At 68.2% G+C, this 24,617-nt stretch carries 38 protein-coding genes; 14 read left to right on the forward strand and 24 right to left on the reverse strand.

Annotation, left to right across the window (positions count from 1 at the left end):
• Positions 1 to 308 precede the first annotated feature (308 nt).
• Positions 309 to 2,834: a glycogen/starch/alpha-glucan phosphorylase gene (locus tag ABIE45_RS18920; protein WP_192709425.1), complete on the forward strand. Its 2,526-nt coding sequence runs from the start codon at positions 309 to 311 to the stop codon at positions 2,832 to 2,834.
• A gap of 30 nt (positions 2,835 to 2,864) precedes the next feature.
• On the opposite strand, the gene ABIE45_RS18925 is transcribed toward ABIE45_RS18920, so the two are convergent.
• The 11 genes from ABIE45_RS18925 to ABIE45_RS18975 form a co-directional block, all read right to left on the reverse strand.
• On the reverse strand, positions 2,865 to 3,920 hold the full coding sequence (locus ABIE45_RS18925; protein WP_192709426.1) for a hypothetical protein: 1,056 nt from the start codon (positions 3,918 to 3,920) through the stop codon (positions 2,865 to 2,867).
• A gap of 115 nt (positions 3,921 to 4,035) precedes the next feature.
• Positions 4,036 to 4,959 carry a ferredoxin--NAD(+) reductase gene (locus ABIE45_RS18930; RefSeq protein ID WP_192709427.1) on the reverse strand — a complete coding sequence of 308 codons (924 nt, stop codon included), beginning with the start codon at positions 4,957 to 4,959 and terminating at the stop codon, positions 4,036 to 4,038.
• 29 nt (positions 4,960 to 4,988) lie between these two features.
• A complete protein-coding gene (locus ABIE45_RS18935; protein ID WP_192709428.1) occupies positions 4,989 to 5,366 on the reverse strand; it encodes a hypothetical protein in 378 nt (125 codons plus the stop codon).
• Positions 5,367 to 5,527: 161 nt separating this feature from the next.
• A complete protein-coding gene (locus ABIE45_RS18940; protein ID WP_192709429.1) occupies positions 5,528 to 6,736 on the reverse strand; it encodes an integrase in 1,209 nt (402 codons plus the stop codon).
• Complete coding sequence (locus ABIE45_RS18945) at positions 6,703 to 7,026, reverse strand: hypothetical protein (protein WP_192709430.1); 324 nt, start codon at positions 7,024 to 7,026, stop codon at positions 6,703 to 6,705. Before ABIE45_RS18945 ends, ABIE45_RS18940 begins: the two co-directional genes overlap by 34 nt.
• 1 nt (position 7,027) lies before the next feature.
• Positions 7,028 to 7,255, reverse strand: a complete 228-nt coding sequence (locus ABIE45_RS18950; RefSeq protein WP_192709431.1) for a hypothetical protein — start codon at positions 7,253 to 7,255, stop codon at positions 7,028 to 7,030.
• Positions 7,255 to 7,530 carry a DUF2312 domain-containing protein gene (locus ABIE45_RS18955; protein ID WP_192709432.1) on the reverse strand — a complete coding sequence of 92 codons (276 nt, stop codon included), beginning with the start codon at positions 7,528 to 7,530 and terminating at the stop codon, positions 7,255 to 7,257. Before ABIE45_RS18955 ends, ABIE45_RS18950 begins: the two co-directional genes overlap by 1 nt.
• Positions 7,527 to 7,781, reverse strand: a complete 255-nt coding sequence (locus ABIE45_RS18960) for a hypothetical protein (RefSeq protein ID WP_192709433.1) — start codon at positions 7,779 to 7,781, stop codon at positions 7,527 to 7,529. The genes ABIE45_RS18955 and ABIE45_RS18960 overlap by 4 nt, the downstream gene beginning before the upstream one ends.
• A gap of 6 nt (positions 7,782 to 7,787) precedes the next feature.
• Positions 7,788 to 8,117, reverse strand: coding sequence for a hypothetical protein (locus ABIE45_RS18965; RefSeq protein WP_192709434.1), 330 nt, complete (start codon positions 8,115 to 8,117; stop codon positions 7,788 to 7,790).
• On the reverse strand, positions 8,114 to 8,479 hold the full coding sequence (locus tag ABIE45_RS18970; protein ID WP_192709435.1) for a hypothetical protein: 366 nt from the start codon (positions 8,477 to 8,479) through the stop codon (positions 8,114 to 8,116). The genes ABIE45_RS18965 and ABIE45_RS18970 overlap by 4 nt, the downstream gene beginning before the upstream one ends.
• Complete coding sequence (locus ABIE45_RS18975) at positions 8,476 to 9,135, reverse strand: hypothetical protein (RefSeq protein WP_192709436.1); 660 nt, start codon at positions 9,133 to 9,135, stop codon at positions 8,476 to 8,478. Before ABIE45_RS18975 ends, ABIE45_RS18970 begins: the two co-directional genes overlap by 4 nt.
• A gap of 231 nt (positions 9,136 to 9,366) precedes the next feature.
• Here ABIE45_RS18975 and ABIE45_RS18980 point away from each other — a divergent pair, with 231 nt between their 5' ends.
• Both ABIE45_RS18980 and ABIE45_RS18985 read left to right on the forward strand, forming a co-directional pair.
• Positions 9,367 to 9,573 (forward strand): pilus assembly protein PilZ, encoded by a 207-nt coding sequence (locus ABIE45_RS18980; protein WP_373622468.1) that lies wholly within the window; start codon positions 9,367 to 9,369, stop codon positions 9,571 to 9,573.
• Between the two features lie 74 nt (positions 9,574 to 9,647).
• Positions 9,648 to 9,863: a hypothetical protein gene (locus tag ABIE45_RS18985; protein WP_192709437.1), complete on the forward strand. Its 216-nt coding sequence runs from the start codon at positions 9,648 to 9,650 to the stop codon at positions 9,861 to 9,863.
• A gap of 699 nt (positions 9,864 to 10,562) precedes the next feature.
• On the opposite strand, the gene ABIE45_RS18990 is transcribed toward ABIE45_RS18985, so the two are convergent.
• The 5 genes from ABIE45_RS18990 to ABIE45_RS19010 are packed head-to-tail and all read right to left on the reverse strand — an operon-like array spanning position 10,563 to position 12,177.
• Entirely contained in the window at positions 10,563 to 10,742 is a 180-nt protein-coding gene (locus ABIE45_RS18990) for a hypothetical protein (protein ID WP_192709438.1), read from the reverse strand.
• Complete coding sequence (locus tag ABIE45_RS18995; RefSeq protein WP_192709439.1) at positions 10,739 to 11,260, reverse strand: helix-turn-helix domain-containing protein; 522 nt, start codon at positions 11,258 to 11,260, stop codon at positions 10,739 to 10,741. The genes ABIE45_RS18990 and ABIE45_RS18995 overlap by 4 nt, the downstream gene beginning before the upstream one ends.
• The gene (locus tag ABIE45_RS19000; RefSeq protein WP_192709440.1) at positions 11,260 to 11,628 is read right to left on the reverse strand and encodes a hypothetical protein; all 369 of its coding nucleotides are present in this window, start codon (positions 11,626 to 11,628) and stop codon (positions 11,260 to 11,262) included. Before ABIE45_RS19000 ends, ABIE45_RS18995 begins: the two co-directional genes overlap by 1 nt.
• The gene (locus ABIE45_RS19005) at positions 11,625 to 11,906 is read right to left on the reverse strand and encodes a hypothetical protein (protein ID WP_192709441.1); all 282 of its coding nucleotides are present in this window, start codon (positions 11,904 to 11,906) and stop codon (positions 11,625 to 11,627) included. The genes ABIE45_RS19000 and ABIE45_RS19005 overlap by 4 nt, the downstream gene beginning before the upstream one ends.
• 1 nt (position 11,907) lies before the next feature.
• Entirely contained in the window at positions 11,908 to 12,177 is a 270-nt protein-coding gene (locus tag ABIE45_RS19010; protein WP_192709442.1) for a hypothetical protein, read from the reverse strand.
• Between the two features lie 83 nt (positions 12,178 to 12,260).
• Between ABIE45_RS19010 and ABIE45_RS19015 the strand changes: the two genes are divergently transcribed.
• Positions 12,261 to 12,626: a hypothetical protein gene (locus ABIE45_RS19015; protein ID WP_192709443.1), complete on the forward strand. Its 366-nt coding sequence runs from the start codon at positions 12,261 to 12,263 to the stop codon at positions 12,624 to 12,626.
• A gap of 14 nt (positions 12,627 to 12,640) precedes the next feature.
• On the opposite strand, the gene ABIE45_RS19020 is transcribed toward ABIE45_RS19015, so the two are convergent.
• Genes ABIE45_RS19020 through ABIE45_RS19030 form a run of 3 tightly spaced genes read right to left on the reverse strand, consistent with a single transcriptional unit; the run spans position 12,641 to position 13,577 of the window.
• Positions 12,641 to 13,054, reverse strand: coding sequence for an HNH endonuclease signature motif containing protein (locus tag ABIE45_RS19020; protein ID WP_192709444.1), 414 nt, complete (start codon positions 13,052 to 13,054; stop codon positions 12,641 to 12,643).
• Positions 13,054 to 13,275: a hypothetical protein gene (locus ABIE45_RS19025; RefSeq protein ID WP_192709445.1), complete on the reverse strand. Its 222-nt coding sequence runs from the start codon at positions 13,273 to 13,275 to the stop codon at positions 13,054 to 13,056. The genes ABIE45_RS19020 and ABIE45_RS19025 overlap by 1 nt, the downstream gene beginning before the upstream one ends.
• Complete coding sequence (locus tag ABIE45_RS19030; protein ID WP_192709446.1) at positions 13,275 to 13,577, reverse strand: hypothetical protein; 303 nt, start codon at positions 13,575 to 13,577, stop codon at positions 13,275 to 13,277. Before ABIE45_RS19030 ends, ABIE45_RS19025 begins: the two co-directional genes overlap by 1 nt.
• Positions 13,578 to 13,758: 181 nt before the next feature.
• On the opposite strand from ABIE45_RS19030, the gene ABIE45_RS19035 reads away from it, so the two are divergent.
• Both ABIE45_RS19035 and ABIE45_RS19040 read left to right on the forward strand, forming a co-directional pair.
• Positions 13,759 to 14,025, forward strand: coding sequence for a hypothetical protein (locus ABIE45_RS19035; protein WP_192709447.1), 267 nt, complete (start codon positions 13,759 to 13,761; stop codon positions 14,023 to 14,025).
• Positions 14,026 to 14,510: 485 nt separating this feature from the next.
• A complete protein-coding gene (locus tag ABIE45_RS19040; RefSeq protein WP_192709448.1) occupies positions 14,511 to 15,269 on the forward strand; it encodes a DUF5131 family protein in 759 nt (252 codons plus the stop codon).
• Here ABIE45_RS19040 and tcmP read toward each other — a convergent pair.
• From tcmP to ABIE45_RS19065, 5 genes are all read right to left on the reverse strand, one after another.
• The gene (tcmP, locus tag ABIE45_RS19045; protein ID WP_192709449.1) at positions 15,220 to 16,164 is read right to left on the reverse strand and encodes a three-Cys-motif partner protein TcmP; all 945 of its coding nucleotides are present in this window, start codon (positions 16,162 to 16,164) and stop codon (positions 15,220 to 15,222) included. The two genes, ABIE45_RS19040 and tcmP, sit on opposite strands and share 50 nt — an antisense overlap.
• Before the next feature lie 48 nt (positions 16,165 to 16,212).
• Positions 16,213 to 16,473, reverse strand: coding sequence for a hypothetical protein (locus ABIE45_RS19050; protein ID WP_192709450.1), 261 nt, complete (start codon positions 16,471 to 16,473; stop codon positions 16,213 to 16,215).
• Positions 16,470 to 16,811 carry a hypothetical protein gene (locus tag ABIE45_RS19055; protein WP_192709451.1) on the reverse strand — a complete coding sequence of 114 codons (342 nt, stop codon included), beginning with the start codon at positions 16,809 to 16,811 and terminating at the stop codon, positions 16,470 to 16,472. Before ABIE45_RS19055 ends, ABIE45_RS19050 begins: the two co-directional genes overlap by 4 nt.
• Before the next feature lie 44 nt (positions 16,812 to 16,855).
• Positions 16,856 to 17,611, reverse strand: coding sequence for a helix-turn-helix domain-containing protein (locus ABIE45_RS19060; RefSeq protein ID WP_192709452.1), 756 nt, complete (start codon positions 17,609 to 17,611; stop codon positions 16,856 to 16,858).
• 381 nt (positions 17,612 to 17,992) lie between these two features.
• Positions 17,993 to 18,304 (reverse strand): hypothetical protein, encoded by a 312-nt coding sequence (locus ABIE45_RS19065; RefSeq protein WP_192709453.1) that lies wholly within the window; start codon positions 18,302 to 18,304, stop codon positions 17,993 to 17,995.
• Between the two features lie 391 nt (positions 18,305 to 18,695).
• Here ABIE45_RS19065 and ABIE45_RS19070 point away from each other — a divergent pair, with 391 nt between their 5' ends.
• The 8 genes from ABIE45_RS19070 to ABIE45_RS19105 all read left to right on the forward strand — a co-directional run bounded on the left by ABIE45_RS19070 (position 18,696) and on the right by ABIE45_RS19105 (position 24,375).
• Positions 18,696 to 19,067, forward strand: coding sequence for a hypothetical protein (locus ABIE45_RS19070; RefSeq protein ID WP_192709454.1), 372 nt, complete (start codon positions 18,696 to 18,698; stop codon positions 19,065 to 19,067).
• Positions 19,064 to 19,282, forward strand: coding sequence for a hypothetical protein (locus tag ABIE45_RS19075; protein WP_192709455.1), 219 nt, complete (start codon positions 19,064 to 19,066; stop codon positions 19,280 to 19,282). The genes ABIE45_RS19070 and ABIE45_RS19075 overlap by 4 nt, the downstream gene beginning before the upstream one ends.
• 334 nt (positions 19,283 to 19,616) lie before the next feature.
• Positions 19,617 to 20,480, forward strand: a complete 864-nt coding sequence (locus ABIE45_RS19080; RefSeq protein WP_373622471.1) for an MT-A70 family methyltransferase — start codon at positions 19,617 to 19,619, stop codon at positions 20,478 to 20,480.
• Positions 20,477 to 20,968 (forward strand): hypothetical protein, encoded by a 492-nt coding sequence (locus tag ABIE45_RS19085; protein WP_192709456.1) that lies wholly within the window; start codon positions 20,477 to 20,479, stop codon positions 20,966 to 20,968. Before ABIE45_RS19080 ends, ABIE45_RS19085 begins: the two co-directional genes overlap by 4 nt.
• A 398-nt stretch (positions 20,969 to 21,366) precedes the next feature.
• Entirely contained in the window at positions 21,367 to 22,449 is a 1,083-nt protein-coding gene (locus tag ABIE45_RS19090) for a helix-turn-helix domain-containing protein (protein ID WP_192709457.1), read from the forward strand.
• Positions 22,352 to 23,104, forward strand: a complete 753-nt coding sequence (locus ABIE45_RS19095) for a hypothetical protein (protein WP_192709458.1) — start codon at positions 22,352 to 22,354, stop codon at positions 23,102 to 23,104. The genes ABIE45_RS19090 and ABIE45_RS19095 overlap by 98 nt, the downstream gene beginning before the upstream one ends.
• Positions 23,105 to 23,165: 61 nt before the next feature.
• Positions 23,166 to 23,606, forward strand: coding sequence for a MucR family transcriptional regulator (locus ABIE45_RS19100; protein WP_192709459.1), 441 nt, complete (start codon positions 23,166 to 23,168; stop codon positions 23,604 to 23,606).
• A gap of 220 nt (positions 23,607 to 23,826) precedes the next feature.
• Complete coding sequence (locus tag ABIE45_RS19105) at positions 23,827 to 24,375, forward strand: hypothetical protein (RefSeq protein ID WP_373622473.1); 549 nt, start codon at positions 23,827 to 23,829, stop codon at positions 24,373 to 24,375.
• Positions 24,376 to 24,617 lie beyond the last annotated feature (242 nt).

Consider the following 24,617-nt stretch of genomic DNA (forward strand, 5'->3'; position numbering starts at 1 on the left):
GCCTCTCGCGTTGTCGGCCCAGGGTTGAGGACAGAGCCGCGCGCCCGCGACCGGCGGCGGATGCGGCCCGGGCTTATCCGGCGCGTGTGACTGGAATGTCACGGCGGCGCGCCATATGTGCTGCTGCGTGCCCGTGCGCTCCGCCGCAGCGGCGCTGCCACGACTTCGCCGGAAGCCGACCGCACGGTCGGACGCTTCGGGGCACGGATCGCCCGCCGTTCATGCGGCGGCAATCCATCAAGAGAGATAATCCGCCCACGATCCTCCCGGCGCCAGAATCCGGGGACTGACTTTTGGGGGACCCGCACGTGTTGAACGATGTTCTGATCCGACCCGCGCCACAGGACGCCTCGCGCGACGAGCGCGCTCCGGAGGCGCCGGCGCCTGCTCCTTGGACCGTCCCGGCGCTCTCCGCAAGCGGCGATGCCGTGGTCGATCTGCGGGAAGCGATCCGCGCCAAGCTCACCTTCACCCTCGGCCGCACGCCGGAGACCGCACGCCCGCGCGACTGGTTCGCCGCGACCGCGCTGGCCCTGCGCGAGCGGGTCGTGGCGGCGGCGCTCGCCTCGGAGCGCGGCGTGCCGAACAAGCGCGTCTACTACCTGTCGCTGGAATTCCTGATCGGCCGGCTGATGTCGGACGCGCTGAACAATCTCGGCCTCACCGAGACCACCCGGGCGGCGCTGCGGGAACTCGGGGTCGATCTCGACGCCGTGCAGGAGGCCGAGCCCGACGCGGCGCTGGGCAATGGCGGCCTCGGGCGGCTCGCCGCCTGCTTCATGGAGAGCATGGCCAGCATCGGCATCCCGGCGATGGGCTACGGCATCCGCTACGACCACGGCCTGTTCCGCCAGTCCTTCGAGGATGGCTGGCAGCGCGAGGCGCCGGAGACGTGGCTCGCCGAGGGCAACCCCTGGGAATTCGCCCGGCCCGAGGCGACCTACACGATCGGCTTCGGCGGCACCGTCACGCTGTCCTCGCCGGAGGAGGGGGTGATCCGGCGCCACTGGCAGCCGGCCGAGACCGTGCGGGCGGTGGCCCACGACGTGCCGGTGGTCGGCTGGCGCGGGCGCCACGTCAACGGCCTGCGCCTGTGGAAGGCCGAGGCCGGCGAGCCGATCGACCTCGCCCGCTTCAACGGCGGCGACCATGTCGGAGCGGTCGCGGCGCGGATGCGCGCCGAGGCGATCTCGCGGGTGCTCTATCCGAGCGATTCCTCGGCCGAGGGCCAGGAGCTGCGCCTGCGCCAGGAATACTTCTTCACCGCGGCCTCGATCCAAGATCTGGTGGCCCGCCACGTGGCCGAGCGCGGCGACGTCCGGTCCCTGCCGGACCACGCGGCGATCCAGCTCAACGACACGCACCCGGCGATCGCGGTACCGGAGCTGATGCGCATCCTGCTCGACGTCCAGGGCCTCTCCTGGGAGGATGCGTGGTACGTCACCACCCACACGCTGCACTACACGAACCACACCCTCCTGCCCGAGGCGCTGGAGACCTGGCCGGTGGAGCTGATGGAGCGGCTGCTGCCGCGCCACATGCAGATCATCTACCTGATCAACTGGATGCACCTGGAGGAGCAGGCCAAGCACGGCCGTCAGGATGCCGCCTACCTCGCGTCGATCTCGCTGATCGACGAGTCGCACGGGCGGCGAGTGCGGATGGGGCACCTCGCCTTCCACGGCGCGCGCCGGGTCAACGGCGTCTCGGCCCTGCACACCGACCTGATGCGCTCCACGGTCTTTTCCGACCTGCACGCGCTGGATCCCGACAAGATCGTCAACAAGACCAACGGCATCACCTTCCGCCGCTGGTTCCACAACGCCAATCCGGGCCTGACCCGGCTCGCCGTGGAGACGGTGGGGGCGGGCGTGCTCGACGATCCCGAGTTGCTCCGGGGCCTCGAGGCCCACGCGCAGGATCCGGCCTTCGTGGCGCGCTACGCGGCGGTGCGCCGGGAGCGCAAGGAGGCGCTCGCTGCCCTCATCGCCGACCGCACCGGCATCGACGTCGATCCGGACGCGCTGTTCGACGTCCAGGTCAAGCGCATCCACGAGTACAAGCGCCAGCTCCTGAACGTGATCGAGACCGTGGCGCTCTACCAAGCGATCAAGGCCGAGCCGCACCGGGACTGGACGCCCCGGGTGAAGATCTTCGCCGGCAAGGCGGCGCCGAGCTACGTCCGGGCCAAGCTGATCATCAAGCTCGCCTGCGACGTCGCCAAGGCGGTCAACGACGATCCCGAGGTCGCGGGCCGGCTGAAGGTGGTGTTCCTGCCGAACTATTCGGTGAGCCTCGCCGAGTCGATCATCCCGGCCGCGGACCTGTCCGAGCAGATCTCCACCGCCGGCATGGAGGCCTCGGGCACCGGCAACATGAAGTTCGCCCTCAACGGCGCGCTCACGGTGGGCACCCTCGACGGCGCCAACATCGAGATCCGCGACCATGTCGGGGCGGACAACATCTTCATCTTCGGCCTGGAGGCCGACGGGGTCCGCGCCCGGCAGGCCGAGCCGGACTACGCGGCCCGCGCGATCCACGCCTCCCCGCGTCTCGCCGCGGCCCTCGACATGATCGCCTCGGGGCGGTTCTCGCCGGAGGAGCCGGGCCGGTTCCGGCCGCTCACCGACGACCTGCGCCAGCACGACCAGTACCTGCTCACCGCCGATTTCGACGATTACTGGCGGGTCCAGCGGTCGATCGACGCCGCGTGGCGCGATCCGCGCGGCTGGTGGGCGATGGCGATCCGCAACACCGCCCGGATGGCGTGGTTCTCCTCCGACCGGGCGATGCGCGAATACGCCGAGGAGATCTGGCGGGTCCGGCTGGGCTGAGCGTCCCGGCGCGCGCGGGGCACGCCCCCATCAGCGTCCCTTGAGCCGCAGCCCCGCGCGGCGCAGAGCGCGCCGGAGCCGGTGGCGCAGGAGCACGGCGCGCGCGGCGAGCCCGAGCCTGCGCCGGCAGAACACGTGCGACACGCGCCCGAGCCGCGGCCCCCGGTCGGGCTCGCCCTTGCGCAGGGGGATGTCCGGCAGGTCCGCCGACTGCGCGATCCGGAGGGACCGGGCCGCCGGGAACCTGACGCTGCGGAAGACCGAGCGCGTGTAGTAGGAGAACGCGTCGTAGGCGAGGATCGCGCGCGCCCGTCCGGTCGCCGGATCCTCGACCGTCAGCGTGCCCATCTGCGGCCCGTAGGTCACGAGCAGGCCGATCACGTCCCGGGGGCGCCCGAGCGGGATCTCGGCGCGGCCATCCTCCGGAACCTCCAGGAACTTCAGCAAGATGCCGTTGCGCAGCGATTCGAACCCGCAGGTCAGGCCGGGGAGGGTGCGCAGGGGCAGGGCTTCGAACCGGCCGGGCAGCAGGCGGAACCGGTCGATATAGGCGCGGCCCGGGGGCGGTGCGCGCAGGAAGCTGTAGACCAGGGTGCCGTAGAGCTCGGCCCCGGCCGGCGTGACGTGGGTGCCGTCCTTCAGGAGATAGGTGATGTCCCCCGCCCCCGCCGCCGCCACCGGGGCGGCGATGTCGAGAGACGGGATCCCGTAGAGGGCGCGGTACTCCGCGAGCAGGCCGGCGACGGGCTCGGCCCGGTAATCGACGCCGCCCTGGTGGAGGTTGAGGAAGGCGACCGGCAGGCCGCGCCGGGCGGTCGCCGCGAGGATGTCGTCGAGATAGGCCCGCATCGTTGCGCCGTCGAAGTAGCGGACGTTGCCGGTGAACAGTTCCAGGAGGACGTGATCGCAGGGCGTCGCGTCCAGGATCTCGTCGATCAGGCAGGCGAGGGTGGGCAGCGAGTGGCCGCCCCATCCGCACCGCAGGAACGTGACCGGCCGGCCCTCGGCCTCCGCGTGGGCATTGGCCCGCTCGACATAGCCCGGCAGTTCGGTGACGCTGTAGCCGAGGCAGAGGACGCGGAACATCGGGACGCGAAATCCGCTCGGCTCACGGTCAGGGTGGATGTCCGGGCGCGGGTATCAGCCGATCCCGCCCGCGTCGAGGCGGAATCCCCCCGCGGGCCGTGCGCCGTCGTGACCGTCAGTCGATCACGATCGGGTAGCAGCGCGCCCCCACCGTGGCGGCGAGCACCTGCACGGCGCCCACCGTCGAGACGTCGCCGGCCACGTGGACGACGTCGGTGGCGCGCAGGCTCGGCAGGTGGGCGGTGAGCGGGCCGGAGCGCACGTCCGGCGGCCGCTGGCGCCCGCGATCGGCGCAGAGCACGATCCGGGCGACGCCGGTGCGGCGCAGCCAGTCCAGGCTCTCGCGCATGTAGAGGTCGAGGGCGTCGCGGGCGCCGACCGCCAGCGCCACCTCGCGGGCGGGCTCGACGTAGCGGGCCGCCCGGGCGATCGCCCAGATCGGGCCGAAGCCGGCGCCGGCCGCCACTAGCACGAGGCGTCCGCCCCCGGGGCGGTACTGGCCCCGGCCCACGGGACCCTTCAGCCGTACGGGCTGGTCGAGCCGGATCGCGTCGACCGGGTCGCCCTCGGGGTCGCGGGGGATGTGGAACACCGCCTCGTTGATCTCGGCCGCACCGTCGACCCGCAGGGTCGGGGACAGGGTCATGGCGGGCATGCCCGCGAAGGTCACGAGGGTCTGGTGGCCGGGCTCGCCGGTCAGGCGCTTGGTCAGGGTCGTCACGACCTCGACGATGCCGGGGCTGAGCCGGCGGATCTCGGTGACCGTGCCCTTGCGGAGGGTGACGGGCGCCGCCGCGGCCTCCTCCTGGCCCGGGATCGGGGCGCCGGGCAGGGCAGGCCGCAGGGCCTCGGCACGGGCGCGGCGGGCGGGCGGGCGGCGGCCGGAGGGCGCCACGGCCCCCTGGCCGGCGAGCAGCGTGCCGTGCAGCGACGGGAGCGGCGCGATCATGCCCTCGGCGAGCGCCGCCTCCAGCGGCGTATCGCCGGTCGAGACGCGCACCGACCGGCCGTTGACGACGAGCGAGCAGCGCGCCCCCATGGCTCTCCCCCGCATGCCCTGGTGACGGATCAGCGGGCGCGGATCAGGAGCGTGTCGACGAGGGCCGCCCAGCGCTCCCGGGTCGCGCGGACGTCGTCGGTCGGGGCGGAATCCGTAAGGAGCTGGCGCTGAGCCCGCAGCGCCTCGACCTCTTGCCGCTGAGCGCGGAGCACGGCCTTCATCACCTGCAGCTCGGTCTCGAGCCGGGCGATCTCGTCGGCCTCGTCGGCGTCGACCGAGAGGTCGTCGGCATAATCCTCGACGGACTCGTCGGAGGGGCGCGCCCCGCGGCCGGGCAGGGGCAGCCGGGTCCGAGCCTGCTGCTCCAGCCGCACCGGCCGGGCCATCAGGCGGCGCACGAGGTCAGAGCTGCCTGCCTGCTGATAACGCCGTGCCGCCTCGGCCATCCGACCCATCCCCTGCGCGGGCGCTGAAAGGCCCATCCGTCAACAGGAGCTTGATCGGACATGGTTAAGGGGGCCTTAACAATGACGTTCAGATTTTATTTACCCTTCAACATCTTACGGGCGGCATTCCCAGGTCGTTCCTCGTGACGTTCCCGGAGCGTTCAGCCCTCTAATTTTGGGGTGCGCCGGCCGAGGCGGGCAGTGGCGAACCGGCGGTGCGCCTCCAGGCGCTCGCGATCGTAGACGTCGGCCGTGGTACGCGACTTCGTGTGGCCGGCGACCTTGGCGGCATCATCGGTGAACGCACCGGCGCCACGGCCCTCCGTGATAGCGGATGCGCGCAGATCGCGGCTCCAGAGCTCAGGCGGCAGCCCGGCCGCCTCGCGGACCCGCTTCCAAGCTGAGAGAAACTGCTGATCCGTGAATGGTAGCTTGGTTGCCTCGTTGACGATCAGCGGTCCGGAGCGCGCCTCGTCCGGTATCCGCGCCATCTCCTCCAACACCATGGGGCACAGCCGGAGGTCGATCACCACCTCGGCGCCGCTGCTCGCCCGGGTCTTCGAAGGGGTGTAGCGCAGCACCAGGTCCTCGCCGATGTGGCGCCATTCGAGGCCGGCCCATTTGTGCTGGCCGTAGACCACCGGGCAGATCGTCGGATCCGCGAGCGGGTACCACTGCCCGGCAGCATCCCACTGCCGGAGCGCCGTCTCGAACTGGACGGCGTAGCAGAGGGCCAGCGACGGCCGGCCCATCGCGTGTGCGGCGGCGATTGCGTTCCGCACTTGGTCGACCGTGGCGTACATGCTGCGGGGTCGCGGCACCGGCAGCCGCAGCTCGCGGATGTCGTCGCGCAAGGTGCGACAGGAGCGGTGGCCGGCGACGATGCAGAAGGTGAGGGCGGATTTCAGCACCGCGACCCGTGTCTGTCCCGCCGCTGGCTTGGCGCCCGCCTCGGACCAGCCGGCGTGCCACCGCTTCACGTGGAGACCCGTCGCGGCGTCAACGCGCACATCGCCGATCTCCGCCTCGAGGCGGCGAAGGTAATGCAGGTACGGGCGGCGCGATGCCGGCTTCAGCCCATGGAACGGCGACTCTTCGTGGCTCTGGTAGATGCGCAGGACGCTGCCGATCGTGCCGTCGAAGGCGAGGGGATCGCGCCGCAGGCCGTCGAGCCAGGCGAGCATATCGTTCTGCAGGCGCTGACATTGGTCAGCCAACAGCTCAGGCGTGGCGAGATAGCGCGTGAGCGGCACTGTGCCGCTCGGGTAGCCGCGGCTCACAGCCTCGGGGGAGGGGATCCAGTACGCCGCCCAGCCGCCGCTGCGCGGCCGGAACTTCAGGCCCGGCGCCTTGATCTTGGGCTTGTCCATCCCGTTCGGGGCTCCTGCTGCCCAGGTGAGTCGGTGGGCGCGCGGCCGACGGGACCATACTGCCGATCGTAGAATGCCCGAACGGCCGGCACGTAGCGCTTGCCGTAGAGCTTCGCGGGGGTGGGGAAGCCGCAGGCCTCCAGCGAGGCGACGCTTGCGCACCAGGCGCGCTTGTCGGCCTCGTCCGGCCCGACGACGGCCTCGGCGATATCGCGATCGGCAGCGAAGAGCGGCAGATCGTCGAAGGTGAGGGCAGGGCGGCCGGGCTTTGTCGCGCGAGGCGTGGTCATCTCAGCCCCCTGAAACCGGCTTCGGGAAGGTGCGCATCGTGCCGTCGCCGGCGGCCGCGCGGAGATCATCGGAGAGCTTGCGCGCATCCGGGCGGTCTATGACGAAGCGGGCGGTGATGGGCGTGCCCTGCAACGTGAAGGCGATCGCGAGCTCGACGCCGTCTGGCGTGCTCACGGCGTCGATGGTCCAGTCGGCGCCATCGGGTGGGACGAGGCGAAGAGAGCCCATCACACCATCCCCAGAGCTTGCATGTAGAGCTCCAGGATCGCGTCCTGCTCCTGGCGCTCGCTGTGGTCCTGCTTGCGGACCCGCAGGATCGTCCGCACGGCCTTCGCGTCGAAGCCGCGGCCCTTCAGCTCGGCGAACACCTCCTTGATGTCGCTCATGATGCCGGCCTTCTCCTCCTCGAGGCGCTCCAGGCGCTCGATGAATTGCTTCAGCTCGTCGGCAGCGACGCCCTCGGCCGAGGAGACGTCGCCTGCGGTGGACAGGCCGGCGGTCATGCCGCCACCTGCCCGTGCGAGCCACCGGCGCCGGCATCCGCGTCCGTGAACGCGTACGCCGTCCCGCAGAACTGGCAGTAGCTCGGGAGCGGGACGGCCGCCCGTGGACCACGCGCCTTGATCTTCTCCGTGACGATCGTCACGCAGGTGAAGCCCGGACGTTCTTCCGTGCCGAAGATGATCGTTGGTTGGATCTCGGTGTTCCGCTCCGCCAGAGCGGTGTTCATCGTGGCGATACAGTCGCAAGCCATGGCGCGTCAGCTCCACACGGTGCGGTCAAAGATCACGGCGTCGCCGGCGATCCAGGGAAGGGCGTTCGGGTTCGTCTCCGGATGCCGCTGCATCCAGGAGGCCCGGTAGATCGCGGTCGCTGCGTCGTTGCAGGGCAGGCCCTCGCCGTACCCGTCCTCGTGGACGAACATGTCGGTGCGCCGGCCCTCGTGAAGCACGGCCACGTGCTCGGGCCGGCCGACCAGGATCGGTTCCAGCACATCCCGCAGCTCGGCGAGGCCGGGATCGCCGGTCATGTCGACGGTGCGGTCCTCGCGGGTGCCGTCGGCGCGGAGGATGATGAGGCCGGTCTTCACGAGGCGGCCTCCACCGTCGCGCGCTCCGCGACTCGTGGCGCCGACCAGATGGATCGAGTCGCTGCCTGGCGCTGGGCGAAAGCCGCGCGGATCTCCGGCACACGTTTTAGCGCGAGCTTTGCTGCCAGACGCCCGGGCGGGCAGTGACGCAGGCCCGTCGGAAGACCCTGCATCAGCGCGCGAGCGGGATCGCGGTAGGCGGCGACCTGTGCCTCGGTGAAGCCTGCCTGGAACAGGTGGACGATGGTGCAGGCCTCCTCTGGCCCGGTCGTCCGTTCCTGAATGACGCGCACCATGCGGATGACATGGTCGAGGGCGTCGGGCGCGCGGCGGGCGGCATGGATCATGGACGGCGACGTCATGGGCTGGCCTCCTGAGGCTGCGGGGTGGAGCGGTGGGCTCGGGTCGGCGGAGCAGGCTTCGGCTTCCGGGACTTCTTCGGTTTGACGGCCGCGACTTCCTCCGGAGTTGGCGCGCGCCAGGTCTGCGACCACTCGGGCCCGAACAGACCGTCATTGCCGGGCACGATCAGGCGTAGGGCGATCGCGCGATCGGCCACGGCCGTGCGGACGTGCCGACCCGATGGCGCTAGGCGATAGCCGCGCACGCCATCCGGGCTGACGGTGGCCACCATCACCGCTCCGCCGGCGAGATCGGCGAGCAGCTGCAGCACGGGCTTGGCGGTGCGCTTCTTCGGCAGGACGACGATCGCCGGCTCAGCCGCAACAGGCCGCGGCGCCTCCGGCTCGCCGGCACCGTTCCACTCGGCGTCCGTCGCGGTCCAGGATCGGCGGCGGGCCTCAGCACGGACCTGCAGCTCGACCTCGGCGATCCAACCCTCGATCCGCGCGGCGACGTCGCGGCCGGGCGGCACCAAGTACGTCCAGGCCTCGGTCGCCGCCCGCAGCCGCGGGAACGTCTTGCGCAGGCCGACCACGAGCCAGAACTGGCGCGGCAGGCTCACCAGGAAGCCGAGGGCATCTTCTGCGACGCCGATCGGGGCCGTTGCGGGCTTCACGGGCGCACTTCTGGCATGCCGTTGAGCTCGCCCGCATTGAGTGGGCGGACAGCGGTACGGCACCAGGCGTCGCGCAGCTCGAAGTAATTATTCCCCCAGTCTATAGAGTGGGTCACCACAATTCGGTAACTTGCGCCTGCATAATGAATGCAGGCGTTCCGTCTTGTTCGAGGCTTCGGTTCGGCAATGTTTGTAGAGCGAAGAAGGTCTCGCCGCAGGGATGCCTTTAAAATGGGCGGTATCTTTTTCGGCGAGCGTTTACCACCACTGGACTGCCTCGTCTGGAACGTTTGTGACCATGGTGCGCTGCTGGAGATCAATCCAGATGTGGCGCTGCCGGGGACGTTCCGCCTGATTGCGTCGTCCCTGCACGTCGACAAAGCGTGCAGCGTGATATGGCGCAACGGTCGGAAGGTTGGTGTCGCGTTCGCCGCGTGAGCGCTGGAGGGGCCTGTGGCTCCGTTGCCGTGTCGCACTGGGCAGAAGTGCGAAGTCAGTTCAGATGCGGGGTTATGGAGCCACTCGAGTTCATCCGCATCGCCGCTCTCGCGACAGCCTCTGCTCTCGGCGTACTCGGCATCTGGCTGGTCGTCGGCGCGATCGTCAGACTGCCGCCAGCCACAGGTGGCTCGCTCATCTGGAACATCGCGGAGGTGTTGCATCCCGGCGCTTGGTATGTGCTCGCCGCTGTGGTGATCCGGCAGCTCGGACGGCACATCTCCAAATGAGCCCGCACTGCCCGCAAAGCTGTCGATGCTGAGGGGCGCGATCATGCCATCGGTCTCGTGGCTTGGTCCGCGAAGAGGGGGTGGAGGTCGGCGTGCGCCAAGTTACTTAAGCGGCGGACCGTCGTGACCGGAATTTCGACCGACCAATGTTTCAATTGAAACCGTTCTGAAATCCGCAAGTAAGACAGATTGCCTAGCAATAACAGATGATCGATCTTGCTTCTAAGATCTTGCTGTGGCTGGCGGTCGCCCTTTTTGTCGGGGCGGCGGTACTTTTGATCGCAGCGATGGCGAAACAGTATCGAAGCAGCGCAAAGTCCTTGAGGGCCGCGCCGCATGCCTCTCACAGACCGGATGGGCGAGTAGCGGCTCGTTGAAGCGCGCGCCCTCATGACGCCGCCCCCTCTCGGCTCGCCGAGGCAGAGCGCAGCTGCGACATCGCCGACGCAACAATCGAAGCAATCAGGTCGAAACGAGGCTTAACCATAAGCCCGTCGCAACGGAGCCGCTCGCCGGCCACCGGATCGAGGGGGCACTCGATGACAAAGCCAGTTACGTTGACCAACCGCTTCGTGGACGCCGTCGTGACGGTCGTCATAGCATTCAGCCCGATCGTGCACGCGCAGTTCCTGATCCTGCCGCCGCACTTCGTCTGAGGCTTGTGGCTCCGGAACTCCGACAAAGAGCTGACAATCGTGCTCATCCGGCCCTCCTCTGAGGCCTGGGCGCAGAAGCACGCTCGTTGTCGTTGGCAACCGTCTTCCGAGCTGTCGACCGTCGCAGCTCGGCGTCCAGAACCGAGATGAGCACAAGCGCCAGGACAATGGAGAGGACGAGGATCACCGTGACGCAGGCGAGCGAAGCGGTGACGGGCTTCATGCGGGTTCGCTCCCAGCCGGAAGCTGCGGGACGCCCACGCGTTTGATCTTCCGTAGTGCGTGCAGCATGGTGGTGTGGTCGCGGCCGCCGAACGCTCGGCCGAGGCGAGGAAGCGACCAGTCCGGATGGGCCTCACGCACAGCGGCGATCGCGGCCAGACGCGCGCGCAGCACCGGTGCCGTGCGGCTGGGCCCGACGACGTCCGCGTGGGTCAGCCCGAAGGCCACCGCGACTTGGGCGATGATGCGCCTGGGCTCGCGGGCGAGTTGCTCCGGATCGAGGACCTGGAAGACGAGCTCGTCCATCTCCGCGACGGCTTCGAGCTCTGCCTGCCGGCGCACCTCGGCTTCGCGCTGCTCGCACGCTCGCTGGGCATCAACGAGGGCGTGGGTGCGAGTCGCCTCGCGGGTTGGCTCGATCCTGCGCGGTGACCAGAGGCGTGCCTGCAGGGCGCGGTAGTGCGCCTGCATGGCCTCGGCATCGGGGAACTCACGCGGTGGGGTGCCCTGGCGCAGCATCAGCGCTCCTCGACGACGTGCAGCGGCTGGAAGGGGACGGCGTTGGCCAGCGCCTCGACGCGGCGGGCACGGCGGACGTCGAAGCGGAGATCTCCGGACGCGATCAGCTCCTCGAGGAGCGTAAGCGCGGCGTCGGCGAGTGCGTCCGCCTCTTGGTCCGGATGGCGCAACCTGCGGCACGGAAGGAGCGCCACCGCCGGCGCGGCCTCGGGCGCTCCGTGGCTGGCGGCCGCCGGCGGGAAACCGATGCGGGCGCGGAAGGCGTCGAACGCCTGGATCGGCAACGCGATTTCGGCGCGAAGCGTGCGGTCGGCACGCTGGAAGCGGATGTCGGCGAGCTCGCCGAAGAAAGCGGCGGGACGGCTCACGAGATCACCCCCACAGGCACGAGATCGTAAGACGGCAGCTCGGCGTGATGGACGAGCGTGAGGCCGGCGGTGGTGCGAGCGAGGACCGCGCCCGACGCGTGCAGGTCGAGGACGGCCACGCGGCGCCGGAAGGCGCGGGCGACGCGATGATCCGGGTGCAGCAGGGCGAGGCCACCCGGCAGGCGGTCGAGCCAATCGACGATGTAGATGCTGGCGCCCGTCATCGCGTCGGGGACGACGCAACGGCCGGCGAGCGGATGCTCCTTGGCGTGGGGCATGTCAGGCCCTCCCCGCCTTGCGCACCGTCAGGACCGGCCGGGGCGTGAACACGACCGCCCGGTGCTCATCGCACCAGGAGCCGTGCCGGTTGGACGCATCGATCGTCGTCGGCTTGCCGCAGAAGCGATGCTCGCCCCGCACCATGGCGGAGGGGAACTTGCAGCGGCAGAAGCCGAGATCGTCCAGCCGGTAGGCGCCAAACTCGGGCCGGGCCGGAGCGACGACGTGGGCCGGGTCGGGCGCGGGCTGGCGGCGGGTGCGAACAGCCATCACTGACCCCGCACGTCGCGCAAGCCGGGGCAGAAGCCCCCGGAACCTGGCCGAGCGCATGCGGTTTGCAGTCGGATCAACCGATGCCGCAACCTGCCAACGGCCTGAGCCGGGCTTCGGTCTTCGATCCCCAGCGAGCCAGCCCGGCGACTGCTGAACAAAGCCGCACCGGCAACGCAGGTGGAGATGATATGCACGACGGGCGCGATCTGGATTTCGAGCTTCTGCGGCAAGCCTTCTTGACGCTCGCCCAGGGCCACCTCGTTCAGGCGGGGGACGAAGGGCGAGATTTCCTCCGCGGACTGGAGCGGAGCATCCCGGAGGCTGTCGCGACCGCTGAAACGGGCCGGCTCGACACCCCAGCGAATGCGGCTTTCCAGCATGCCGCCGAACGCGTGCGAGCCGTGCTGCAGGAAGCACTGGAGGGCAAAGACCTCGACCGAGCGTGACGGCACACTGGAGCTCATAGGTCCCTCACGTCGATCGAGCCGCGGCGGGAGAGGACGGCGCCGGTGGCGCGATCGCGCACCAGCCCGTCGAGGCCGCGGGAGGTCCTGAAGAAGGTCGAGCCCGGCATCGGGCGGGACGGCGCCTTGGTGCCGCGCTCGCGCTTCTCGAGGCGGCGCTGCTGGGCGATCTTCGCCGCATCGGCGGCGTACGCGGCGCGGTGACAGGGCGTGCACCAGACGGCGCAGTTGTCGAGGGACGGGCGACCGCCCATGCGGTCAGCGACAATGTGGGCGAACTCGTAGTGGCCCGGGTGGAGGGCGCAGGGGCAGCGGTTGCCGTCGGCGTCGACGTGCTCGCAGCGGGCCTGGGCGCGCTCCAACGCCGCCTCGCGGACGCGCCCGGGGAAGTTCATCCGCAGCGCGCGCATCACAGCACCCCCGCGCGCTGGAGCAGCAGGCGGCGCGCGGTGACGAGCTGGCCGATGCCGGCCTCCATCGCCTCGGCGAGCTTGCGGGCATTCGCCTGTGTGTCGAGGCCCTGGCGGTCCTCCATCCCCTGCGCGACGCCGGTGAGGAAGGTCAGGCCGCGGTGGAAGGTGCGCTCGGCCTCGGCGCGTTCACCGGAGACGTTCTGCGGGCGGGCGGACATCAGAACGCCCCCACGACGCGGCGCGGCCGAGCGGCGGCAGCCGCCCGCTCGTCCAGCGCCCGCAGCGCCACGGCCGCCGCCTGGAGATCCACGAACACGGGATCGACCAGGACCTCGCTGACGTGGAGGCAGACAATCACGGGACCAGCCACGCCTCTCAGCTCGGCACAGTAGAAGCCCTCACCGAAGGCGGGACCGAGGACGGTGCCGGGGGTGAGGGAGCCGTCGGCACGAGGGCGGCCGATATGGGTGTCGCGTGGGAGAGACTGCGCGGACTGATGATTGAGGTTGGCGGTGAGCACTGGGGCGGCTCCGTCGCATATGGCGATGGAGCGATTATGCGCGCTAGAATTAGCGCGTCAATCCACTTGCGCTAAAAAAAGCGCGATCGGTTTTCCACATCCATCCACAGCAGCGCGACACGTTCTTGCTTTGTTCTTAATCCCGCGCTTCGATCTGGCAACGCAGAGTTGAGGAGCGCCCATGCCCTTGAAGCCGATCATCGCCCACGGAGTGCAGCTGTTCATCCTGCTCAAGGGCAAGCTCGCCTTGGGCCGCTACATCGAGTGCAAGTGCGTCGCTGAGGCGTGCAAGGTCGCCGAAGAGATGGTTCGCCTCGGCCGTGCGATCGGCGCAGCCGCCTTCACCCGCACGGTCGTAGATCCGGACTACGACGACGGCTCGGAGCCGGTCACGCTGGCGATCTTCGGGAAGGTGCCGCCGGGGCTGGCGGATCAGCTGCCGTTCTAACTGTGCTCGCACTGCACTCGCCAGTCTCTACACTTGATGCCAGTCTTGCGCATGGCCAAATCTGATCACGAGACCTGCGAAGTCAAAGTCGAGGGCGCGTGGACGTGCGTGACGGCGACCGAGGCATACACGCACCATCGCTCGGTGCCGAAGCGCTGTCCGGAGTGCCATGGCCAAGTGATGACGACGAGCCGATACGGCCAGCCGGTCCAGATCACGTTGGCCCATCGGAGGGGGCATGACGGCTGCCCGCTGCTGCCTGTTCGGTTCAGGGGCGCGCGGTCGCTGCACCCGCAAGCGCTATCGTAGGCTCGGAGCCAGTCACGCTGGCGATCTTCGGGAAGGTGCCGGTTGGGTTGGCGGATCAGCTGCCGTTCTGAAGGCATAACTGCTAGTTCGCACAAAGCGCGCTGCACCTGCGTGCCCCCAGTGTCACGGACAGGGCGCATGGCTAAGGCTAAGATTGACGTGCACCGGAGGCTACCATGGCCGAGACGACAATCGAGTGGACCGACACCACCTGGAACCCTGTAGCCGGATGTACGGTGATCACCGCTGGCTGCACCAACTGCTACGCCATGCGGATGGCCGCCCGTCTTGAGCTCATGGGCCAGCCGAAATACGCCGGCCTCACGCGAAAAAGCGGTGGTCGATCAGTTTGGACCGGGCAAATCACACTTGATGAGAAGTCGCTTTGCCAGCCGGCGACATGGCGCGGCCGACGGCTCGTCTTCGTGAACTCGATGAGCGACCTTTTTCATGAAAAGGTGCCGGCGGAATTCATAGCGCGCGTTTGGGCCGCGATGGCCGCGACGCCCCAGCACACCTACCAAATTCTTACGAAGCGTCCGGAGCGCATGCGCGAGGTCCTGTCTGCCGCTCCGTTTGAAATCCTTAGAAATGTGTGGCTCGGCACGAGCGTCGAAGACGCGCCGGTACTCGAGCGCCTCGACCATCTGCGCGCGACGCCCGCAGCTGTCCGCTTTGTATCGTTCGAGCCACTACTCGGCTCTGTTGCCGAGGCTGACCTCGCTGGGATTGATTGGGCGATCGTGGGCGGTGAGAGCGGCCCGCGCTCTAGGGCGATTGAGCAAACTTGGGTGGAAGAAATAGAGGGGCTGTGCCGTGAGCACGACACAGCCTTCTTCTTCAAGCAATGGGGTGGGCCAAACAAGAAAAAGACCGGCCGCCTTTTTAGAGGCCAGACTTTCGACGAGATGCCGCGGGCCTATTCTGCCTTGTAGCATACCGCTCGAACTTCGCGGCGAGATCTGTCGCCGCAGATTTTGGATTAGATACGGCGAGGAACAACGAAAATGCCTGCCGAGTCGGAGCCGTGTTGATTGGCAACGGTTCCGATACGTACGGAAAGATGGATTGCAGCCGACCGCGGAACCACGCCTCGATCTGCTTGTACTTGGCTTCTCGCTTCATTTCCTCCTTGTCTGCGAAGAGATCGAAGCCAGGCAGCGTCGCCACCTTCGGCCCGTCATCAAGTTTGTAAAGCTCGCGCCACTCCCGCCCGAGGACGCGATCGAGCATTTCTTCCTTCGGACCGATGCCCCTGAAGTCCAATGCGAGCTGTCGGGTCACGTCGCGCAAGGGGAACAGGTACCAAACGTCAAGCGCTTGTGTGGCAGCCAGGGCTTCGAGCGTCGCCCAATCAACTTGGAGCGAGTAGGGATCAAGGAAGACGACCCCGCGCACGGGACCTGCTGTACCCCGCCGCCAGCGCGGTAAACGCACCAGCTCACACAGGGCTGCGTTGGCATCGCCGGGCACGATCTCGATGCGCTTGTCTGCATGCTCGGCTCGCACCTGCTCGAGCGCCTCGCGTCGGACCCGGGATTTCTCGATGAAGACGAAGTCGTGAAATGGTGGGACAATCGCCAGAGCTCGGCGGGCCGACCCAGCAAGCGTTTCGATCACCGTTTCCCTGGGCCGCCCCTCGAACAGGCCGCCGATCTCTTTCTCGGCTTCCCGGCTTCCCGTCCCTGCAAATGCGTCGATGTACCATAAGTCAAAGGAAGTATTAGACAGCGCTTTAGTGTAGCATTCTAGGTAATACGATACCGCATCGAGTTTGATCTCGGTCCATGCACCTCCAAATGCGTGAGGTATCGCGGTGCCGCCGGCCATCGTTATTTCCTCGATCTCGAAACGGCATATTGGGAGCGGCCAGGCAGATCACTGCGTCGCGTCCCGCTCCCCAGCTCGCGCCACCCGCAGACCCGCCTCCACGATCCCCTTCAGGTGCTCCAGCGCATTCACCCCGATCGGTACGCCCACGCGCTGTCCTTCCACGGTGGTCACCACTAAGACGGCGAGAACATCCCCGACCTGGAGCTCGGGATCCGGCAGGCAGATCGGCAGGATGAAGTCGGTGTGGAGCTCACCGAACTGGACGTTGGCGGCCTTGTCGGGGCGGAAGGGCGCGAGCGCAGTCATGGCTTTCTCTCCATCGCACCCTTCACCAGCAAGCCGTCCGGCCCGAACAAGCGGTAGGCGTCGGCGCACCACGCGTCCTTCCCCGTCCGCTCATAGGCCGCGGTCACTGCGGCGGTGCTCTCTCGCATCCGGTCCGCGATCACTGAGTCCTCGGCATCGGTGATCTGGGCCCGCTCACGCATCTGGGCGAGCTTCGGTGCGCGGGCACGGAACCCGGAGCAGGCCTGCTCCGCGAACGTCGTTGTTGAGAGGGTCCTAGCGTAGACGGCCAACTGGTCAGCGTGGCTTTGCGCGTGTGCCGCATAATTGCCCCACGAGCCGGTCAGCGCCGTCGCCAAGCATAACGACCGGCGAAGATCGCCGGTGAAGGTCGCAGGCGCGCTTATGGCCGCCTCCACCGCTGAACCGGCCGTACAGCACTGACGACGAAGGCGACGATCTCGGCCTCGATGCCCCCGCCTTCTTCCTCCAGGAAGAACTCAAGCGGCGTCAGCCCTTTTGGAATGATGATCGGCTTTTGCCAGCGCTCGTGATCGGAGTCGGGCCAAAGCTCGATGTGCGCCTCTGTCCGCAGGTACCGCTTGGCTGTCCGCTGGCGGAGCAACCCGGCGTTTCGGCGCAGTTCGACGATGACCAGGTCGCCGTCTTTCGGGCGGTAGCGGGTCGGGATCGCGGAGACGCACACCAGCACGTCGCCATCGTGCGCGAACTTGTTGATCGACTCGCCCCGCACGACCAGGCCGTACTGATGCTCGGCGGGCCAGCGTTTGTCCGGACTGACTGACACTGGTTCATAGAGGGGCTCGTCGACGAACTCGTCGATCTCAAGCCATCGGCCCGCAGCAACCTCCCCGAGAACCGGAATGAGGCCGGGTTCGCTCGCGGCGGTTTCCGCCTGAGCTTTCAAGAGCGCCTCATCCTCCACTCCGAAGGCGAGCCACTCCGGAGAAACTTGCAGAGTCGGAGCAAGCTTGCGGACAGTGTCCAGGCGCGGCGACTGGGACTTCCCCTCGCGGATGTTTCTGATGGCTGAGGCGCCCAGGCCAGCCGCCTTCGCGGCGCCAGCCTCAGTGAGTCCGAGCTCGTCTAGGCGCGCTTTGATGCGCTGGAGCACTGCGTTGTCGGCCTCGGTCGGCATGCGCAAAATTTAGCCCGCCGTGCCGTGAACAAGGAGCGCTACCTTTCGCGTTGACTCCGCGCTAGACTTAGCGCAGCGTGAAGCGCGATGAGACTCCGCGAGCAACTTCTGACCGTCAGCGAGGCCTTGGCGCACGCCATAGGGCGGTCGGAAGCGCGCGTATCGACGATGGTTTTTGGATCGGGGGACTCGATCTCCCGACTTCGCGACGGCGCCGACATGCGGTCGGAACGACTTCATGACGGCCTGCAATGGCTCTCGGACCACTGGCCCGATGACAAGGTCGCTTGGCCACCTTCCGTGCCCCGGCCTGCCAAAGCCGCCCCCACCGAGGGAGCTGCCGCCTGATGCGCTCCGCTCACACCTCCAGCGAACTGCGACCTACGACGGCTCACCGGAGCCGGGCTGTGTCCAAGGCCGGAAGAACGGTGCCGGTGCCTCTGCTGCGCTCGCCGCTGCATCAGCTGCCCCACCTGACTTCGCCAGGAGGGCTGTGATCCGATGCAGCTCTTCCTTCGCCAGCGGGATTGCCTCCTCAACGGATTGGCAGCGGACCCGCACCGCGATCTCGCAGTACGCGTCCAGACCCTCCCACCAGAGCCCGAAGCGGATTTTTGCGCCGACGTCGGGCGCCCGAACTTCGACCATCTCAGCAGAGAGCATGCTGATGATCGGCGTAGCTTCGTCGGACATGTTTTAAGCTCCATCGGTCTTCGCACTTCCGATGGTAGCGGGCGGGGCGGGGCTGTCGAGCATCGTGCTCGGCACGCCGCCTGCGCTTGCGCACGAGTTTCGGCCGGCACGCTCCGTGCAAGCCGTACACCTGCCCGAGTGGGCGTTTCCTCCCTAGACTTGGCCGGAGCCTTCGGGCTCCGGCCCCTTCTGGGAGACAGCAGAAGGGCGGCCGCATGATGCGCGCCGCCCCTGCTTCTCTTCACGCGCTCCTCAGCCTGGCAGCCCTGGCGCGTGATCTTGATCATCGCTTCGTCGACCTCCTCGCGAGGGACGATCGATGACCGCCTCGCTCTTCCCGACCGGGCCTCTCGGCCGGCCATCCTCGATGACCAGATCATCGAGGATGCCGATGAAACAGTCGCCCAGAAAGTCACCCACAGTTGTGGTGGATGACGCGACAGGTGTGGGTGAAGAACGAACACTTGTTGCGGAGCGCCTGTCGGCGTTCCTCCGGCGCAAGCACCCAAGCAAGACGGCGGATAACGTCGCCGCCGACACCGGGATCTATCCGGCCACGGTCGCGCGCTGGCTCGATCGTGGGTCCGCGCCCAGCCTCGAATCCTTATCGCAGCTCGTTGGCGCCTACGGCTCCGAGGTGCTGTGCGTGATCCTCGACCATCCGCCGCCGGCCCTGATCGCGGCCGCGCGCCAGGAAGAGCGTGAGCGGGTCGAGCGGGAGATCGCCCGGCTGCGCCAGCAGATCGAGGGAGGCCGCCGATGAAGTGGGGCGGCTACTTCGAGATCCTGCGCTCCTTCCTCGCCGCCGGCCTCCGTCGGCTGCAGAGCTGGTCGCTGTGGCTGCCAGAAACCCTCGGCGTCCTGGCGAACGTCGCGGATCCGGCGATGCCCGAGAGCATCTGGCGCCCGCGCGAGTGGCTGCTCCGCCTCTGGTCGCGCGGGCAGCACAGCGACCTTCACCCCCCGCCCGGAGCTTGAACGTGGCCGCCCCGCTCACAGGCCTCGGCAGCAAGCCGGCGATTCCTGACCTTCCGCCCTGCGCGTGCGGCTGCGGCCGTGACGCCTCGCGCGGATTCCCGGGTGACGTCCACTACGCGGCAGCCTGCGTCCCGCCAGCCCTGCGTTTCCCGTGGGAGGCCGGCTACGCGGCGCCTGCGGCTGCTGCGCCCGAGGTGCCGGCGATCGCCGCCGTTGCGCCCCCTGTCCCGCGGCCATCCGACCTCTTCTCCGGATTCGCGCCGGCATGACGCCCGGGCGCGCCCTCCCGCGCGCCGCTTCCACTCGTACTCCGCCCGCCCTCCAGAGAAGCTTGATGCGCGGCCTGTTGCGTTTTGTGCCCAGCGAGATCGACACGATGGCGCGCTCGCTCCTCGCCAAGGAGCAGGAGGCGGCCCGCGAGCGCATGGCGGCCGGCGGCAAGGGCGGCCTCAAGCTCGTGAAAGTTTCACGGCCTTCCCTGACGCTCGACGCGATCGGGCGCCGGTTCGACATCTCCGGACGGCAGCTCCGGAAGATCATGGACGTGTGCGAGGCGGCCGCGGCCGACCCGGACCGGTTCGGGCCGCTGCTCGCCGAGATGGACGTCAAGGGCAAGGTCGACGGCCCGCACACCAAGCTCCTGCGCATGCGCGACGAGATCCGGATTCTGGACCTCGCGCCGGTCGACGGCCGCTTCCGCACCCTCGTCCTCGATCCGCCCTGGCAGGAGGACAACATCTCCGAGGCCGCCGGGCACGATTACGCGACCATGACGCTCGCAGAGATCGCCGCGGTCCCGGTCGAATCCTGGGCCGAGGAGAACTGCCACCTCTACCTCTGGGCGACGAACAACACGCTCCAGGTCGCGTTCGGCCTGCTCGCCGGCTGGGGATTCCAGCACAAGACGCTGCTAACCTGGACGAAGCCGGACCTGGGGCTCGGCCGCTACTTCCGGAACACGACGGAGCACGTGATCTTCGCCGTGCGCGGCGAGCTGCGCACCCGCGCGGCCGCCCGCTCGATCCGGACCGATCACGATTGGACGGTGGGGGCGAACAGCGAGAAGCCGGAGGGCTTCTACGACCTGGTCCGTGCCTGCAGCTATCCGCCCTACGGCGAGGCCTTCCAGCGGCTCGCCCGGCCGAACTTCACGAATCTCTACGCCGCCCCGACCTCGATGAGCGAGGCGGCGGAATGAGCGCGAATCCGGACCGCCGCCGGCTCCTGGGCCTGATCGCCGCCACCCCGCTCGCCGCGGCCGCTGGCGCGCCGCCGACTGCAGCGCGGGCTGGCCTGCTGCGCCGCCTCAGCCCCGGATTCGCGGGCGGATTCAGCCGGGAGCGCCTTGCCGGCTTGGGACGCTTCGCCGACGAGCTGGATCGCACCGAGTTCGTGCTCGACACTGCGCCGTCGGGACGCCTCGCGGCCGCGGCGGCCCGCCTGACAGAGCTGGACACCGGCTTCGGTGCGGATCCCGCTGTCGTTTTGGCTCAACAAGCCGCCGAGGCCCGTGCGATCGCCGCTCTGGCGCTCGTCTACCCGCCCGAGATCGCGGCTTACCGCTCCTTCGGAGCCCCGATGCGCCGCCGGCTCTACGCCGAGCTGCTGACGCGCGAATCAGCCCGCCTGGCTGCCGCGAGCGAACCGCCGCCGATGCCGTCAGCACCGCCCGGACCGGACGCCTAGCGTGGCGCCTGGGAGCAAGCCGCAGAGCGGCTCCGACTCCCGCCAGACTCGGACTCCAGCTGGACTCCCGACCGTGCTTTGGCCCTTGCCCCGCGGTCCTCCGCGCCCGGCCGCACAAGATCCTCGCGCGCCCTGCATCGGGACTACAGCGACGGCTTAAGGACTGATGCCGCCCGGTCCGGCCGAGCCATCCCGCCCGACCCGCAGGCCCGTTCCCACGATCCCAGACGCCTCTTCTTGGCGGGGTCGTGCAGACGGCCCGCTCGCGAGCCTGCCCGCACTGCCGACCCGACGTCGCGCTGACCCAGCGATTCCGACGCCGGACTTTGCTGTGCCCGAAGCCTGACCGGCTTCGCGGCCAAGCGCTCCAGCTTTGCCCGCACGAAGGCCGACCGCCCATGAGTATCGAGGCCATCCACTACGTCATGAAGACGGACATCCCGGACGGGATCGCCAAGCTCGTCGCCTTCGTGATCGCCGACTACGCCCACGCCGAGACCGGGCAGGCCTGGCCGAAGATCGAGACGCTGGCGCGCAAGTGCTCGCAGTCGGTCCGCACCGTCCAGCGCAAGATCCGCGTCCTGGAAGAACTCGGCATCCTGCGGGTCGAACAGCGCCACGCGGAGACGGGCCGGCAGCGGGAGAACCTGTTCATCCTCTACCTGCCGGGGGTGCCCCGGCCGGCGGCGAACGACCCGTCGCCGCCTCGATCGAGCGGCCGCCCCAATCGAGGGGAGGGTGACACACAGTCACCCATACCGCCGTCCGATCCAGTCACCCCCGGGTGTGTCAGCGCAGTCACCCCCGAGGGTGACACTGCTGTCACCCCTAGAGGAATCCCCCAGAAGGAATCCATCAGAAGGGAATCCCCCAGGAGAGAGACTCGGGACTCGGCGCTACCCCCCGCGTCCGCTGACGCGGCCACGGCCCCCGAGGGGGCTCCCTCTCCCCAGGTCTCCCCCTCTCGATCCTCGACGTTCCGGTCTTCCCCGGTTCGGGCGTGCATCTGCCCGGAGACCTTCGCGCCGGAGGAGCGCCACTACGCCGCCGCTGAGATCGCCGGCTTCGACCGCCGCTTCGTCCGGGCCACGGCGGACGCCATGCGCCGCTGGTCGCTCGCCAACGCGCACCGCCCGATCGCCCGAAAGGCCGACTGGGCGCTCGCCTTCGACGGGATCCTCGAAACCGCGCTGCGCGAGGCCGCCGAGCGCGCCGCCCGCGAGGCCCGCCGCACCGCTCCCCACCCCGCCCGAGCTCGCCGTTCGACCAACGGCATGCTCGACCTCGCCGCCGATCTGATGGGAGTCCCCGATGACCCTGCCGACATCCTCGCCGCTTTCGGCCTTGGCCCTACCATCTCCGCCAACGGTCATGACGCCGGAGATGGACCGCTTCACGGGCGCCTACGTGAACCGGGTGGAGGACCATCCGACGGACTTCCGGCGCAAGCGCATCCGCGCCTCGCAGGCGCCGGCCGGTGAGGCGCGCGCCTGGCTTGAGGCGCGGCGGGATACCTTGCGCGCGAGCCTCGTCCCGACACCGGGCCCCGCGTTGACGGCCGTGCTGACCCTGCTCCTGGGGGCGAGCCGCGAGTACGGGACCCTGAGCCCCAAGGCCGCCGGGTTGCGGCTCGCCCTCTACAACGAGGCGCTCGCCGACGTGCCGATCTGGGCGGTCGAGCAGGCGCGGAAGATCTTCGGCAAGGGCGGCTGGCGCTGCCTCTGGGACGGTAGTGACGTGCCCTCCTCACACGACGTGGTGGCCGAGTGCCGGCACATCCTGCTGCCGATCGAGACGGAGCTCGCCCGCCTGGACAGCGTGCTCGACGCCGAGCCTTACACGGCCGGCGCAACCGAGGACGAACGCGTCGGAGCCGTCGGCCGCTGGTGGAACGAGGTTCGTCCCGGGATCCAGGGCGAGTCCGTAATCACGGAACAGACGGAGGAGGAGATCTCCGCCGAGCGCGCGTCCATGGCGCGTGTGAACGACCGCTTCCGCGAACGGGCCAGGCTCGCGGCCGAGGCGCAGGGCCGCGGCCAGGCCGTGTGGGGCCGGATCCCGATCAGCGACGAGCTCGCCCGCAAAGTCGGCCTCGTCGTGCCGATCCCCGCCGACCAGGAGGAAGACGTCCACTGAGCTGACGCGCCCGGCCGGCGCGCGAACCGGCCGCCCACAACACCCTCGCAGGAGAGCACCCGTGTCCGTCACCCCAGACTTCATCAACCTCACCGCCGGCATCGTGGCGGCCTATGTCAGCCGCCAGCCCGTCGCCGCGGCCGATCTGCCCCGGCTGATGCGCCGGGTCCACGAGGGCCTGGTGGCTCTTCAGAAGCCCGCAGCAGTTGCCGGCATCCCTGCCGCGACCGCGCCTGCGATCGAGCGCCCGACACCCGTGCAAATTCGCAAGTCGATCCGGGACGAAGGTCTGACCAGCTTCATCGACGGCCGATCCTACAAGACGCTGAAGCGTCACCTCAACGCCCACGGCCTGACCCCGGAGCGCTACCGCGAGCGCTACGGTCTGCCGGAGGATTACCCGATGACCGCGCCGGGCTACGCCGCCCAGCGTTCAGCGCTCGCGAAGGCCATCGGTCTTGGCGTGCCCGGCGCTCAGGCGAAACGTCAGGCAGCGGAGTAGCGTGGAGGGAGGCCGCTGCACACCTTAGTGTACGTCCGAGAAGGGTGGATCTCAACCGGTCCGCTTCCGAGCGGCAGCGCATGGAAGCGGACGTCATCTTTACTGCCGCCAGTGCACATAGCAGACGATAGGATGCAAGTACGAGGTCTGGTTGCTCGTGCTAGACCATCGTTCCTTCTCGGCCCTACGACCGCGAGCATGCCAAAGTTAGTAGATGCCAATGTATCTTAAGCTTGTCCTCGCTTTAATCGCGACGTTTATCTGCGGCATATATTATGCTTATTCCGCATTTCAATACCGTATGACAGTAAGCATTTTGCCTATATACGTTCAGGTTGAAAACGTTGTTTACAATGAGTCCGAGTTATCAGGACTGGGTCCGGGAGGGAATGAGGCAGGGATTGTAGTTTATAGGCTTAGTCCTAAATTTACGAGTCGATTAAAATCGCTTGGCATCGCGTATTTAAACAACCAGCCCCAACGCCAAGACAGCAGCGGACGAGGCCTGCCTAAATACTATTGGAGCGTAACACCTGGTGGCTTCTGCTATCCGCTGGAATTGGTCCGGAACAATCCCATTGGTGGCTGCAGAGTCGATGCATTAAAGTTTGCAGGCGCTTATCTGCCAGACTTTCTTCCCGATAGCGAGGCCGTTCATTTGGCAAATGAAGCCATGAATGGCAGTAACAATTTTTATACTTATACGGGTAGCATGTTTGTGATTGTTGATGCTGAAAAAGGTCTTGCGATAGCAGTCTATAACGGCTGAGTGTGAGGAACTTACCGCGGACCTCATGCTTCGCATGGTGCCAACATTTGCTACTGACGGTCCTGAGTGACTCTTCAAAAGCTTATGGTAAAAGCAACCCAGCACCATTCGCTGCCGACCCCGCGCTGGATTGAATAGCGTTCGGTCCATGACCGCTTTTCGGAATTGCGGGCGGCTGTCTGGACGGCTGCAATGGGTCGATACCTGCCATCCGGTCGGCCAACGTGTCACGGGGCTGTCGC

Source organism: Methylobacterium sp. OAE515 (assembly GCF_041806315.1).
Taxonomy (GTDB): Bacteria; Pseudomonadota; Alphaproteobacteria; order Rhizobiales; family Beijerinckiaceae; genus Methylobacterium; species Methylobacterium tardum.

Coding starts and splice junctions, on each gene's coding strand:
- ABIE45_RS18950 (WP_192709431.1), bottom strand. CDS start 7,255: ATGGGCTCTCTTCGCCTCGTCCCACCCGATGGCGCCGACTGGACCATC.
- ABIE45_RS18995 (WP_192709439.1), bottom strand. CDS start 11,260: ATGCTGCGCCAGGGCACCCCACCGCGTGAGTTCCCCGATGCCGAGGCC.
- ABIE45_RS19025 (WP_192709445.1), bottom strand. CDS start 13,275: ATGTCCGCCCGCCCGCAGAACGTCTCCGGTGAACGCGCCGAGGCCGAG.
- ABIE45_RS19040 (WP_192709448.1), top strand. CDS start 14,511: ATGGCCGAGACGACAATCGAGTGGACCGACACCACCTGGAACCCTGTA.
- ABIE45_RS18970 (WP_192709435.1), bottom strand. CDS start 8,479: ATGACGTCGCCGTCCATGATCCATGCCGCCCGCCGCGCGCCCGACGCC.
- ABIE45_RS19095 (WP_192709458.1), top strand. CDS start 22,352: ATGGACCGCTTCACGGGCGCCTACGTGAACCGGGTGGAGGACCATCCG.
- ABIE45_RS19085 (WP_192709456.1), top strand. CDS start 20,477: ATGAGCGCGAATCCGGACCGCCGCCGGCTCCTGGGCCTGATCGCCGCC.
- ABIE45_RS18945 (WP_192709430.1), bottom strand. CDS start 7,026: ATGACCACGCCTCGCGCGACAAAGCCCGGCCGCCCTGCCCTCACCTTC.
- ABIE45_RS19075 (WP_192709455.1), top strand. CDS start 19,064: ATGAAGTGGGGCGGCTACTTCGAGATCCTGCGCTCCTTCCTCGCCGCC.
- ABIE45_RS18960 (WP_192709433.1), bottom strand. CDS start 7,781: ATGGCTTGCGACTGTATCGCCACGATGAACACCGCTCTGGCGGAGCGG.
- ABIE45_RS19065 (WP_192709453.1), bottom strand. CDS start 18,304: ATGTCCGACGAAGCTACGCCGATCATCAGCATGCTCTCTGCTGAGATG.
- ABIE45_RS19050 (WP_192709450.1), bottom strand. CDS start 16,473: ATGACTGCGCTCGCGCCCTTCCGCCCCGACAAGGCCGCCAACGTCCAG.
- ABIE45_RS18985 (WP_192709437.1), top strand. CDS start 9,648: ATGGAGCCACTCGAGTTCATCCGCATCGCCGCTCTCGCGACAGCCTCT.
- ABIE45_RS19035 (WP_192709447.1), top strand. CDS start 13,759: ATGCCCTTGAAGCCGATCATCGCCCACGGAGTGCAGCTGTTCATCCTG.
- ABIE45_RS18990 (WP_192709438.1), bottom strand. CDS start 10,742: ATGAAGCCCGTCACCGCTTCGCTCGCCTGCGTCACGGTGATCCTCGTC.
- ABIE45_RS19080 (WP_373622471.1), top strand. CDS start 19,617: ATGCGCGGCCTGTTGCGTTTTGTGCCCAGCGAGATCGACACGATGGCG.
- ABIE45_RS19005 (WP_192709441.1), bottom strand. CDS start 11,906: ATGCCCCACGCCAAGGAGCATCCGCTCGCCGGCCGTTGCGTCGTCCCC.
- ABIE45_RS18930 (WP_192709427.1), bottom strand. CDS start 4,959: ATGGGGGCGCGCTGCTCGCTCGTCGTCAACGGCCGGTCGGTGCGCGTC.
- ABIE45_RS18955 (WP_192709432.1), bottom strand. CDS start 7,530: ATGACCGCCGGCCTGTCCACCGCAGGCGACGTCTCCTCGGCCGAGGGC.
- ABIE45_RS19105 (WP_373622473.1), top strand. CDS start 23,827: ATGTATCTTAAGCTTGTCCTCGCTTTAATCGCGACGTTTATCTGCGGC.
- tcmP (WP_192709449.1), bottom strand. CDS start 16,164: ATGGCCGGCGGCACCGCGATACCTCACGCATTTGGAGGTGCATGGACC.
- ABIE45_RS18980 (WP_373622468.1), top strand. CDS start 9,367: ATGGGCGGTATCTTTTTCGGCGAGCGTTTACCACCACTGGACTGCCTC.
- ABIE45_RS18940 (WP_192709429.1), bottom strand. CDS start 6,736: ATGGACAAGCCCAAGATCAAGGCGCCGGGCCTGAAGTTCCGGCCGCGC.
- ABIE45_RS19010 (WP_192709442.1), bottom strand. CDS start 12,177: ATGGCTGTTCGCACCCGCCGCCAGCCCGCGCCCGACCCGGCCCACGTC.
- ABIE45_RS19070 (WP_192709454.1), top strand. CDS start 18,696: ATGAAACAGTCGCCCAGAAAGTCACCCACAGTTGTGGTGGATGACGCG.
- ABIE45_RS19090 (WP_192709457.1), top strand. CDS start 21,367: ATGAGTATCGAGGCCATCCACTACGTCATGAAGACGGACATCCCGGAC.
- ABIE45_RS19020 (WP_192709444.1), bottom strand. CDS start 13,054: ATGCGCGCGCTGCGGATGAACTTCCCCGGGCGCGTCCGCGAGGCGGCG.
- ABIE45_RS19060 (WP_192709452.1), bottom strand. CDS start 17,611: ATGCCGACCGAGGCCGACAACGCAGTGCTCCAGCGCATCAAAGCGCGC.
- ABIE45_RS19015 (WP_192709443.1), top strand. CDS start 12,261: ATGCCGCAACCTGCCAACGGCCTGAGCCGGGCTTCGGTCTTCGATCCC.
- ABIE45_RS18925 (WP_192709426.1), bottom strand. CDS start 3,920: ATGTTCCGCGTCCTCTGCCTCGGCTACAGCGTCACCGAACTGCCGGGC.
- ABIE45_RS18935 (WP_192709428.1), bottom strand. CDS start 5,366: ATGGCCGAGGCGGCACGGCGTTATCAGCAGGCAGGCAGCTCTGACCTC.